At 60.2% G+C, this 12,049-nt stretch carries 9 protein-coding genes; 7 read left to right on the top strand and 2 right to left on the bottom strand.

Annotated elements, in window-relative coordinates; genetic code table 11:
* Nucleotides 1–175 precede the first annotated feature (175 nt).
* The 3 genes from clpX (at nucleotide 176) to VVR12_RS02000 (ending at nucleotide 3,036) form a co-directional block, all read left to right on the top strand.
* Nucleotides 176–1,465, top strand: a complete 1,290-nt coding sequence (gene clpX / locus VVR12_RS01990; RefSeq protein WP_368549437.1) for an ATP-dependent Clp protease ATP-binding subunit ClpX — start codon at nucleotides 176–178, stop codon at nucleotides 1,463–1,465.
* A gap of 83 nt (nucleotides 1,466–1,548) precedes the next feature.
* Nucleotides 1,549–2,163 carry a DsbA family protein gene (locus tag VVR12_RS01995; protein ID WP_368549438.1) on the top strand — a complete coding sequence of 205 codons (615 nt, stop codon included), beginning with the start codon at nucleotides 1,549–1,551 and terminating at the stop codon, nucleotides 2,161–2,163.
* 30 nt (nucleotides 2,164–2,193) lie between these two features.
* Nucleotides 2,194–3,036 carry a CoA ester lyase gene (locus VVR12_RS02000; protein ID WP_368549439.1) on the top strand — a complete coding sequence of 281 codons (843 nt, stop codon included), beginning with the start codon at nucleotides 2,194–2,196 and terminating at the stop codon, nucleotides 3,034–3,036.
* An 84-nt stretch (nucleotides 3,037–3,120) separates the two neighbouring features.
* Here the strand turns inward: VVR12_RS02000 and VVR12_RS02005 are convergent, their stop codons facing one another.
* Nucleotides 3,121–4,548 (bottom strand): LssY C-terminal domain-containing protein, encoded by a 1,428-nt coding sequence (locus VVR12_RS02005; RefSeq protein WP_368549440.1) that lies wholly within the window; start codon nucleotides 4,546–4,548, stop codon nucleotides 3,121–3,123.
* Nucleotides 4,549–4,642: 94 nt separating this feature from the next.
* Nucleotides 4,643–7,270: a valine--tRNA ligase gene (gene valS / locus VVR12_RS02010; protein WP_368549441.1), complete on the bottom strand. Its 2,628-nt coding sequence runs from the start codon at nucleotides 7,268–7,270 to the stop codon at nucleotides 4,643–4,645.
* A 249-nt stretch (nucleotides 7,271–7,519) separates the two neighbouring features.
* On the opposite strand from valS, the gene VVR12_RS02015 reads away from it, so the two are divergent.
* The 4 genes from VVR12_RS02015 (at nucleotide 7,520) to VVR12_RS02030 (ending at nucleotide 11,962) form a co-directional block, all read left to right on the top strand.
* Nucleotides 7,520–9,433, top strand: a complete 1,914-nt coding sequence (locus VVR12_RS02015) for an alkaline phosphatase (protein WP_368549442.1) — start codon at nucleotides 7,520–7,522, stop codon at nucleotides 9,431–9,433.
* 111 nt (nucleotides 9,434–9,544) lie between these two features.
* Complete coding sequence (locus tag VVR12_RS02020; protein ID WP_409349868.1) at nucleotides 9,545–10,345, top strand: SDR family oxidoreductase; 801 nt, start codon at nucleotides 9,545–9,547, stop codon at nucleotides 10,343–10,345.
* Between the two features lie 156 nt (nucleotides 10,346–10,501).
* Nucleotides 10,502–11,146: an NADPH-dependent F420 reductase gene (locus tag VVR12_RS02025; protein WP_368549443.1), complete on the top strand. Its 645-nt coding sequence runs from the start codon at nucleotides 10,502–10,504 to the stop codon at nucleotides 11,144–11,146.
* 102 nt (nucleotides 11,147–11,248) lie between these two features.
* Nucleotides 11,249–11,962 carry a sirohydrochlorin chelatase gene (locus tag VVR12_RS02030; protein WP_368549444.1) on the top strand — a complete coding sequence of 238 codons (714 nt, stop codon included), beginning with the start codon at nucleotides 11,249–11,251 and terminating at the stop codon, nucleotides 11,960–11,962.
* Nucleotides 11,963–12,049: the final 87 nt, after the last annotated feature.

The following is a 12,049-nucleotide window of genomic DNA, read 5'->3' on the forward strand; positions in this document are numbered from 1 at the left end:
TGTGGGGGAGCGAGCGCAGCCAGCATCGCCGGCGGCGCTCGCTCCGTCTTACACTCGATATGAACCGCAGATGAATTTAGACATAGATTTCTCTTCGGTTGACTCAATAATTGGTTGCACAGGGTTCTCGGGGTAGCCTAGTGCTTGTATCCGGTCGCTAGAAGGGTAGGATCGCATGGCGAGAATGGGAGAAACCTCCGAGCTTCTCAAGTGCTCTTTCTGCGGGAAGAATCAAAAACAGGTTCGCAAGCTCATCGCTGGCCCCAATATCTACATTTGTGATGAGTGTATTGAGCTGTGCAACGAGATCCTCGACGAAGAACTGGCTGAAGTCAAAGACCTCAACGTCACAGAAGAGTTACCTACCCCCGTAGAGATCCACGCCCACCTCGAGCAATTCGTGATAGGGCAGGATCATGCCAAACGCGCGCTGGCCGTGGCGGTCTACAACCACTACAAGCGCATCCGGGCCATGGAGTCTCCCGTGACCGAGGCGAATCAGCTCATCGCCGCCGAGGGTGAAGACGTAGAGATCGCCAAATCGAACATTTTGCTGGTGGGTCCCACAGGTTCCGGTAAAACCTATCTCGCGCAGACCCTCGCCAAGAAACTCAACGTGCCTTTTGCGGTGGCCGACGCTACGAGCCTCACCGAAGCCGGTTACGTGGGTGAGGACGTCGAGAACATCCTGCTCAAACTCATCCAAGCTGCCGATGGTGACATCCACAAAGCGCAACGGGGCATTATCTATATCGACGAGATCGACAAGATCTCGCGCAAGGCCGATAACCCCTCCATCACCCGAGACGTCTCGGGAGAGGGCGTGCAACAAGCGCTCCTGAAAATCCTCGAAGGTACCGTGGCCGCCGTGCCCCCGCAGGGCGGCCGTAAACACCCGCAACAAGACTTCCTGCATATCGACACCAAAGACATCCTCTTTATCGTTGCCGGTGCGTTCGCGGGTATAGAAGAAATCATCGGATCCCGCGTGGGCCGTAAGGGTATTGGTTTCGGTGCCAGCATCGAAAACGTCTCGCGTGATCACCACGTTTTGCAAAAGCTCATGCCCGAGGACCTCCTCAAGTTCGGATTGATCCCCGAATTCATCGGCCGTCTGCCTGTGCTTGCGACCCTCGATGAATTAGATGCCGAAGATCTCACCCGCGTGCTGACCGAACCGAAGAACGCATTGGTCAAGCAATATAAGCGGATGTTTGCCATCGACAACGTCGACTTGGTCTTTGAAGACACGGCTCTTTCGGCTATAGCCCATCTGGCGATGGAACGAGAAACCGGTGCCCGCGGTCTTCGTTCCATCATGGAAGAACTGTTGCAACCGGTCATGTTCGATATCCCTTCACGCACTGATGTGGCCGCCGTGGTGATCGATGATGCCGTCGTCCGCGGTGAGAAAGAACCGGTGTTGGTCTTGGCGGAACAGGAATCTGAGAAGAAAACCGCCTAAACGGTTGGCTGCGGAATAGATGCCAAAAGTGCATCGTTACAATGGCTGTAACTCAACAATGCCGCGCGACTAAGGAGCATTTCATGAGCACCACAGCACAGGTTGAATTCTGGTTCGACGCCACCTGCCCCTGGACCTGGGTAACTGCCCAGTGGATGAAAGAGGTGACCAAGGTCCGCGATATCGAGGTGGCCTGGCGTCCCTTCTCGCTGTTTCAGCTCAACGATGGCCGAGACCTGCCGTCCTCCTATCGGGAACACATCAACCGCACCGTAGGCGTTCCTCGGGTCACCATGGCGGTGGCCGAGCAGTTCCCCGAGAAGCTCGAAGAGTTTTACTTCGCGCTGGGTCGCCTGATTCATAACGAGTCGAAGAAAGATAACGACTACCGCGACGCTTTGGCGGGTGCCTTGGATCAAACCGGTCTTCCTGCCGACCTGATCGATAACGCCGAGACGGACGACCTCGATGAGAAGCTTCAGGCGTCCACCGATGCCGGTCTGCAGAAGGTGGGCGACGACGTCGGTGTGCCGATCGTATCGCTGGATGACACCGCGTTCTTCGGCCCCGTACTTTCCAAAGCGCCGACGGGAGAAGAAGCCGGACAGGTCTTCGACGGCGCGGTGGCGTTGGCAAAGTACCCCGGTTTTTACGAACTGAAGCGTACCCGCAACGACGTCAGCCCCGAATTTCTCTAATCATTAATCCACCCACACCGAGGTACCCCTATGCCCACTTTCCATCGCAACGAACGCGCCGCCTCCCTGCCCTCACGAGTTTCCCGTTCGTGGTTGCTCGTTTCGGCGGCCACCAGTGAAGACGACATTGCGGCGGCACTGGAGTCTGAGGCCGACTCCGTCATTATAGATTTAGAGGACGGCACTCCCGAAGATCTCAAGGACGAATCCCGCGAGAAGCTGGTGCGTCTGCTCAACGGCAACCTGCGGGCGTGGGTTCGCATCAACGCGATCGACACCGAGCATTGGAAGAAGGACGTCGAGGCCCTGAACAACGCCAGCGGTCTGCTGGGCGTGATGCAGGCGATGTGTGAACACCCTGATCACGTGACTCGCACCGCCATGATGTTGCCGGCCGGTACCCCCGTGATCGCACTTATCGAGTCTGCGGTGGGTATGGTGAACGTCGTCGATATCGCCCGCGCTCCGGGAACGTTCCGCCTGGCATTTGGCATGGGGGACTACCGCCGCGATACCGGTGTCTCGGCAGACCCGATTGCACTGGCCTATGCCCGTTCGCAACTGGTCCTGGCCTCACGCGTGGGCGAGTTGCCCGGCCCCATCGACGGGCCGACGCTCTCTGACGATCTGGGCGATCTCGAGACCGCGTGTGCCACGACGACCTCGCACGGCATGACCGGCAAGCTCACCCTCAAGCCGGCTCAGACGGAACACATCAACCGGCTGTTGGCTCCGAGTGAGGACGAGATCCGTTGGGCTCACGAGTTGTTGGACTCCGATACTGTGCCCAAGGACGGTTCGTATCTGCCTCGTTTGGCACGCGCCAAGAAGGTCTCGCAACTGGCGAAGACCTACGGTTTGTGGCGCAACTAGGGCGTTGACCGAGCGATCTACACGAGAAGAACGCGGGACACGGGATGAAGAATCCCGTGCCCCGCGATCAGTCTGTGCGGCCGTCTAATCAGGCCAGTCGTCCGAACGGATCGACCCCTTTTTGTAGTTGTGCGTGTAGTTCACCGCGCCGTCTGAGGTAAATTCCAACATCGCGAAGACCATGGCCGCCATGAGAACAAAGACTGTGTAGAGGTCGTTCTCCATAAAGTCACCCCAGAATGTGCTCCACGCCGTCCATGCGAAAACGATCAACAGCACCACCACGATAATGTGCCGGGCCCAGCGTTTGCCACGCACCACGTTAACGGCCAGGAACACCTGGATGAGCGCGGCGCCGAGCAAGAGACCGATCAAACCGTAGTCCGAATACTCAGAGAAAAACGCACCGGCCTGACCAACGTTGAGTTCTCGAGAAATGGAGCTCATGCCCGAGGTTTCGTGCTGCATAAACAACCGGTAGCTGGCGATGCTTGTCTGAATGACGGCGACAATGGAGATGAAGAAGCTGGCCATGATGACGGACAGCGGCGCTTTCTTCACCAGCTCCCACGGACGCCGGTGGTGGGAATAACTCGACTCGGGCGCGTTGTCGGGGATCTCAAGTTGTTCTTCCACGATGTCGTCGAGTTCGAGAATAGGCAAGTCACCGTCGGTGATGATCGAGTCGCCACCGCCGTTACGGGAGTGATAACCGGTGGAGAAGTCGTGGATCACCTCGACCTTGGCGGTGGGATTCATGAAGGTCACAGTGTCCACAACGTAGTCGCGTTCGAGATCGGTCTCGGCGTCAATCTTGTGGGTGACCTGGAAGGTGAAGAGTGAGAGCCCCACGGCGCGGTCAAAGGTGGCCGCCGCAAGCCAATCCACCTGAATACCACCGGGTAGCCGCCAGCCAAAGGGGGTCTTCCAGAACCGGACGTGGTGGCGTTTCTGTGGCGAGCCGTCCACCTCTTGCTGGTAGGCGAAGTCTTCTTTGCGGTCAAAGAGAAAGAGCGGAGAGACCGGTGCTGTGGGGTAGGGTTGCCCGCGTAACGTGTTGACGATGATCTTCCACGAGCTGGAGAGGTTGACGTCCTCGGCCAGATGCCAACCGGCGTTTTGCATCGCGTGGTGGATATCTACCGACTCACCGCGCAACCCGAGGTTAATGGGGTCTCCCAGTAGGCCGTCGGCGGTTTGCGCACGTCCAATGAAGTATGCGGGTACGTAGAGCGTGGTGAGAATGCGATGCAGGCGCGGCAGGGTCAGATAGGCGAAGATGCCCCAGATGATGAGCACCAGGGGAGCCGCCCACCAGGCGTACTGTACCGAGACAATCAGTGCGGTGACCGAAAGCCAGATAGAGGCGATACCGGCGAGTACGAAGGCTACCTTGTCGAACAAACCGGTGAAGGCGCGGCGGCCACCCAGCTGCTGCAGATAGCTCTGGGTGGGTTTTGCTTGGGTGCTTCCGTGGTACACGGGATAACCGGGCGGCCGGTGCGTATTCATGAGGGTGAGTGATACTTTCTGCGCGAGTTACGCTTTTGCCGCGCCCAGGAGAACCCTGAGCGCGGCAAAGGCGACGGTACTACGGGGTCGAGGTCTATTGCGCCTCGTCAGTGACGAGTTCGACGTCAGAGACGGTCAGTTCGCCCTCGCCGGAGACGAGATTCAATTCGCGGACGTTACCGGCGGCTTTTAGATCGGCTAGGCCGGCTTCGATCCGAGCAATTTCCTCGGCGGAGGCAGTGATGGTTGCGAACGCGACCTCGGTACGCTGCTTGACCTTTGCCTCCGACTTCGACTTGCGCAGACCGCCCAGGGCCAGACCCACGGTCGGCAATACGGCAACGTCCGCCTGCTCGGCGATGCCACGGTAGCCCTCAGAAGTGGGCCACTCGGCGCGGTGTACCGAACCGGCGCGCCACCAGCTCCAGACCTCTTCGGTGGCAAACGGCAGGAAGGGGGCGAACAGACGCAGGAGGGCATCGAGGGTGGTGGCTAATGCCGCCAGCACCGAAGCCTGCTCTTCTTCACCACGGGAACCGTAGGCGCGGTCTTTGATCAGCTCGACGAAGTCGTCGGTGAAAGACCAGAAGAAGGTCTCGCACAGCTGTAGCGCACGAGCGTACTCGTACTTCTCGAAACTTGCGGTGGCTTCTTCGACCACCTGCGCCAACTTCGCCAGCAGCGATCGGTCGAGTTCGTTGGTGACCACGGCGGCCTGGGCCTCGCTACGAACCACCGAGTCTTCGGTGGCGCCGAGGTTCAGCACGAACTTGGACGCGTTGAGCAACTTAATCGCCAGGCGGCGGCCGATCTTCATCTGACCTTCGTCGTAGGCGGTGTCGGCACCCAGGCGAGCCGAGGCCGCCCAGTAGCGCACGGCGTCCGAACCGTACTTGTCGAGCACGTCGTTGGGAACCACCACGTTACCCTTGGACTTCGACATCTTCTTGCGGTCAGGGTCGAGAATCCATCCCGAGAGCGCGGTGTGGCGCCAGGGCACGGAGTTCTCGAGCGAGTTCGAGCGCACCACGGTGGAGAACAGCCAGGTGCGGATGATGTCGTGACCCTGCGGGCGCAGATCCATCGGGTAGGTGACCTTGTGCAGGTCTTCGTCCACAGCCCAACCGGTGGCGATCTGCGGGGTCAGCGAGGAGGTTGCCCAGGTGTCGAGCACGTCCGGGTCGGCGATGAATCCGCCGGCAACGCCGCGCTGCTGCTCGGTGTAACCCTTCGGCGCCTGAGACGCGGGGTCCACGGGCAGTTCGGATTCATCGGGGAGGATCGGGTTCTCGTAGTCGGGTTCACCCTCGGCATCGAGCTTGTACCAGATGGGGAAGGGCACTCCGAAGAAACGCTGGCGGGAGATTAGCCAGTCACCGTTGAGGCCTTCGACCCAGTTCTCGTAGCGCGAGCGCATGAAGGTGGGGTGCCACTCGATCTCGCGACCGCGGGCGATGAGGTCCTCGCGGCGGGATGCGTCGCGGCCACCGTTGCGGATGTACCACTGGCGCGAGGCGACGATTTCGAGGGGCTTATCACCCTTTTCGTAGAACTTCACCGGGTGGGTGATCTTCTTCGGCTCGCCGTCCATTTCGCCCTCGCCGGCGAGCATCTCGACGGTGTTCTTCTGGGCTGAGAAGACGGTCTTGCCGGCGATCTGCTCCTCGTAGCGGGCGCGGCCCTCTGCGTTGGTGATCCACTCGGGGATTTCGCGGGAGAAGCGGCCGTCGCGGCCAATGAGCGCGCGGGTGGGCAGGTTCAGTTCACGCCACCAGGTCACGTCGGTGGTGTCGCCGAAGGTACAGATCATGGCGATGCCGGCGCCCTTGTCGGGTTGTGCCAGCGGGTGTGCCTTGATCTCCACCTCAACGCCGTACAGCGGGGAGGTGACGGTGGTTCCGAACAGCGGCTGGTAACGCTCGTCGTCGGGGTGAGCCACCAGCGCAACACAGGAGGGAAGCAGTTCGGGGCGGGTGGTCTCGATCCAGACCTTCTCACCGTTGTCACGGTGGAAGCTCACGCGGTGGTAGGCGCCGGGAAGCTCTTTGTCTTCCAGCTCGGCCTGGGCGACGGCGGTGCGGAAGGTGACGTCCCACATGGTCGGGGCTTCGGCCATGTAGGCGTCGCCGGACTTCAGGTCGTTGAGAAAGGCCAGCTGCGAGACCTTCCGGGAGTGGGCGTCGATGGTGCGGTAGGTGTGCGACCAGTCGACGGAGAGACCCAAGGTGGTGAACAGTTGCTCGAAAACCTTCTCGTCTTCGGTGGCCAGAGTTTCGCAGAGCTCGATGAAGTTCCCGCGGGAAATGCGCGGCCAATCGCGCTGATTCTTCGCCGGCTTTTCGGGTGCGGTGAAGTCGGGGTCGTAGGGAACGGCGGGGTCGCAGAGTACGCCGTAGTAGTTCTGCACGCGGCGTTCGGTGGGCAGGCCGTTGTCGTCCCAGCCCAGCGGGTAGAAGACGTTCTTGCCGGTCATGCGCTGGTAGCGGGCGATGACGTCGGTCTGGGTGTACGAGAACATGTGGCCCACGTGCAGCGATCCGGACGCGGTCGGCGGCGGGGTGTCGATGGAGTAGACATTCTCGCGGGTGGTTTCGCGGTTGAAAGCGTAGGTTTTGTCGGCTTCCCAGCGCTGGGCGAGCTTCTGCTCCAGGCCCTCGAGCGCAGGACGGTCGGGTACGTTGATGTTGCGGGGCGTGTCTGTGCCCTGATTGTTTTCAGCCATACTGGCCATTATCGCATGCTCACCCCGGGCGGTCGTGGCGCTAGGGGAGGTGATTCCCCGCTCCCTGGCCGTGGTTGCGTATCGATGGCGCGGAGCCGGCATGAGCCCCGCTGAGAACCATCATTTAACGTTTCTGAAACCCAATGCTCAACTGGGTGTATTCCTTTTCAAAGAAGCTCTGACTAGGGTTAACAGTGTTGCCTCAGGTAACTCACACTCATCACTCATCGAAGAATCGAGTTCATTCACATGAAGCGCACACGAATCACCCGGTTGAGCACCGGTCTGGTAGCCACCGCCCTGTTGGCCAGCACCTGCATCACGCCCGCGGCAGCGGCACCCGAGACCCAGTCTCAGCCGAAGAACGTTATTTATCTCATCGGCGACGGCATGGGGTACAACTTCCTCGACCTCTACAACGCCTACCACACCAACAAGGTGCACTATCAGGTACAAACCGGTGGCGATCATAAGGCCTACACCGCCGACGGCATCAACTCGCCCCGGCCCACCGAGGGTTTCCAGAGCTGGAACCACCTGGCCATGCAAACCCACTGGATCAACGGCAACCCTTATGACTCACAGCTCTCGTGGGGCGACTTCAATTGGAACAAGGAGAACCCCACCGATTCAGCGGCCGCTGGCACAGCCATGGCAACCGGCGTCAAAACCTATAACGCGGGCCTGGGCGTAGATGTCAACGAACAGAAGGTCGAGAACCTCTCCGAGCGCGCCCACACCCTGGGCAAGTCGGCCGGTGTGGTCTCCAGCGTCCCGTTCTCACACGCCACACCTGCTGCGTTCTCGGCGCACAACGTCTCACGCAATAACTACACCGAGATCGCCCACGAGCAGGTTTATGGCGATATGGAGGTCGTCATAGGTGCCGGGCACCCACAGTTCGATGACAACCATCAGAAGCTGGCCGCGCCCAATTACAAGTACATCGCCCAGAATGACTACACTGCTCTGGACTCGGGTCAGACGAACTTCTCCCTGGTGGACGACAACAGCGAATTCGAACAGCTGACCACGGGGGAGACTCCCGACCGCGTTTTCGGCATCGCCCAGACCGCCAGCACCCTGCAACAGTCCCGCACCGATGAGGCGCAGCTCAACGACGTGGTGGATCTGCCCACCATGACCAAGGGTGCGCTCAACGTGCTCGATAACGACCAAGAGGGTTTCTTCCTCATGGTCGAGGGCGGCGCGATCGATTGGTCCGGTCACGCCAATCAGTCCAAGCGCTCGCTGACCGAGGTTCAGGATTTCTTCGCGGCGGTCGATGCCGTCACCCAGTGGGTTGAGACCAATTCCAGCTGGGACGAGACCATGGTGATTGTTACCGCCGATCACGAGACCGGTTACCTCAGCGGTGACCCCGGCGCCGCCTTTAATCCGATGAAGCCGCAGGGTATGGGCAACATGCCGACCCACACCTGGAACTCCACCAACCACACGAACCAGCTCGCGCCGTTCTTCTACCGTGGTGGTGGTTCGGAGCAGGTGCTCGAGGCTCGCTCGGTGGGTCGCGACACCATACGCGGTCACTTTATCGATAACACCACCGTGGCTAACTGGCTGCTGGACGAGGCCTGGACCGACCGCAAGAAGGTCGAATTCACCGACATCGCAGGTAACCCGTTCGAGAAGGAAATCGCCTGGTTGGGTAACACCGGCATCTCGAATGGTTGGGCGGACGGCACCTACCGCCCCCTGGAGAACATCGACCGTGGCGCGATCGCTGCCTACTTCTACCGCATGGCCGGTGAACCTGAGTTCACCGCTCCGGCGACTCCGACCTTCACGGATGTGCCGAAGGACCACGTGTTCTACAAAGAGATCGAGTGGATGGCCGCTCAGGGCATCACCACCGGTTGGGATGATGGCACCTTCCGCCCCTCCGAGCCGTTGAAGCGCGACGCGATGGCGGCCTTCTTCTACCGCTTCGCCGGTCAGCCCTACTACGTGGCACCGCGTCAGTCGCAGTTCACCGACGTTGATCCCAACCAGGTGTTCTACAAAGAGATCTCGTGGATGCAGTCTCGCGGTATGAGCCAGGGGTGGCCTGACGGCACCTATCAGCCCTTTGCCCCGATCAAGCGCGACGCGATTGCGGCGTTCATTTACCGCTACCACGATCACGTGTTGAATACGATCTAAGTTCGTTTCAGCGTTCGTATTTCTCGGTTGTGTGTGAGTCCCCGCCCCAGGTAGTACCCGGGGCGGGGACTTCGTGTTTAGACTGAAACAACATCGTTCTCAGGAGGCATCATGCACCACATGTCATCTGCTCACCCTTTCGACTCCGGCGCTGGCGCCGGCAAGATTGCGGTCGTCACCGGCGCGTCGTCGGGTATCGGACGCGCCACCGTGGAACAGCTGTGTGCGACCGGTTGGCGCGTCTACGCCTTGGCTCGACGCGCCGAACGGTTGGACTTGTTGGCGGAGCAGACCGGGGCTGTTGCGGTGCCGGTTGACATTTGCGACGAGCGATCGGTGCAGTCTGCTGCTGAGAGAATCCTGGGGGAGACCGACGGGATGATCAACGCCCTGGTAAATATTGCCGGTGGCGCTCACGGGGCCGATCGTGTTCTCGATGGCAAGGCCGAAGATTGGGAGTGGATGTTCCGCACCAACGTGCTGGGTACCTTCGCGATGATCCGTGCTTTCCTGCCCGCGGTGCGAGCCTCCGGTGAGGGCACGGTGCTGAACCTGACGTCCACCGCGGCGGACGCCGGGTATGAGGGTGGCGCCGGATACAACGCCGCGAAGTTCGGCGAGCGCGGCATGACCGAGGCCCTGCGTTTGGAGGAAGCCGAACACAATGTGCGCGTGATCGAGATCTGCCCGGGGATGGTGAAGACTGAGGAGTTTTCCCGGGTGCGTCTGGGTAGTGAAGAGGCCGCCGAGGCGGTGTATGCCGGGGTGGAGAAACCGCTGACCGCCGAGGACGTCGCCCAGACCGTGGTGTTCTCACTGAACGTGGCGCATCACGTCAATCTCGACCGCATCACGCTACGCCCGGTCGCTCAGGCTAGCCAGTTCAAGGTCATCCGCAGAGAATCGCGGTAATTTCTGCGTGCGGTGAGCATGTTTTTGAACTCGGGCGTGAGTGTTTTTATTCCCTTCAGAGTCTTGCGTGAACTTTTAAGTTAAAGGGGTTGCTAAACCCTGGTGTCAGAGTACCGTAATGGTTGTAACGTAAAGTATTTCTGGAAGGTGGTTAACATGACTACAGCTGTTATTGGTGTCGGTCACATTGGAACTCAGGTCGCAACCCGTCTTGCCGCCGGGGGCGAAAAAGTCTACGTCGCCGCGTCCTCGCTTCAGTCCGCTGAAGAGTCGGCGCAGCGCCTGGGGCACGGCATTGAAGCTGGCACGGTCTCAGATGTGATTGATCGCGCAGACCAGGTGATCTTCGCGGTGATGTTCCCGGTCATCCAAACCTTGCTCAAGGAACACGCGAGCGAATTGGTCGGAAAGATCGTCGTGGATCCCTCGAACAATTTCCGATTCGACGACGGCAAACCCGTGAACGCTAACCCCGAGGGCGAATCGGCGGGATCGCAGATCCAGGCTTTGGTTCCCGAGGGCGCCTCATACGTCAAGGCGTTCGGCACCATGGCCGCGGCCCAACTGGGTGAAGAGCGCACTGCCGACGGTGAGAAAGTAACCCTCCTCTTCGCCACCGATGACGATGCAGCGGGGGAGAAGATCGCCCGTCTCATCGAGACTGGCGGTTGGGACGCCGTCAAGGTCGGCGGGGTAGACCGGGCCGCCGATATCGAGGTGCTTGGAAAGCTACATCCTTTCGGCGGTCTCAACGATCGACTGCTCAGCAAGGCGGAGGTCGAAGAGCTGATTATCGACTGATCTATCAGTAGCCGGCAACTTTGTTATGAGGATGCCACATGCGGACCCTTCGAGTAGGTAGCTTTAAGAGAGGCAGAAAAAGCAACTCTCGAAGGACTGAGGATGAAACACATCATTGCGGTGGCCCACGGCACCGATAGCCACGATGGTCGCGCAACCATCGACTCCATCCGCGCATCGTTGGCTCAGCAATTAGAAGCTGAGCACGCGGGGGAGTTCACCGTGTACGAAGCCTACGTGGATGTGCAGGAACCCTCCCTCGATCAGGTCGCCGCTGAATTCGGCCCCGAGGACGAGGTCGTGATGGTGCCGCTTCTGCTGTCGACGGGGTACCACACCCAGGTCGACATGCAGAAGGCGGCCGAATCCTTCCCGGCGCGCAACGTCCGCATAGCTCGCGCCTTGGGTCCCTCGGCTGAACTGGCCAAGCTGCAACGCACCCGCCTCGAAGAAGCCGGGTGGGATGGTTACGGCCAGATCGTCATGGCCGCTGCCGGATCGTCGCGTGCAGACGGCCAAGAGGACGTCGAACTGCAGTCGGAGATCCTGAGCACCTTGATCTCGCAATACGTGCCGCACGGTTTCGTGGCCTCGATCGATCCGCGGATCGCCGATGTCGCTGAAGACTACTCAGCGGAATTCGTTTCGTCTTACCTGATGGGCCGCGGGTTCTTCCAGGGCTTGCTGGGCCAGCTCGACGGCGCGGGGGAGTCTATGGTCATCGCCGAGCCGCTCGTGATCCCCGGAGACGACGAGGCGGCACAGATCGTCGCCTCGGTGGCTAAGCAGCGCGTGCTCGACGCTCTCAGCCAGTAACCTTCTCCGCATGTTCTCGGCCAGATGTCTGGCCCCACATCACGCTCAACGCACCAAACCCCGCCTCGTCGGCGAAAACCAGCTCTT

This window comes from Rothia sp. LK2588, from assembly GCF_040946465.1.
GTDB lineage: Bacteria > Actinomycetota > Actinomycetes > Actinomycetales > Micrococcaceae > Rothia.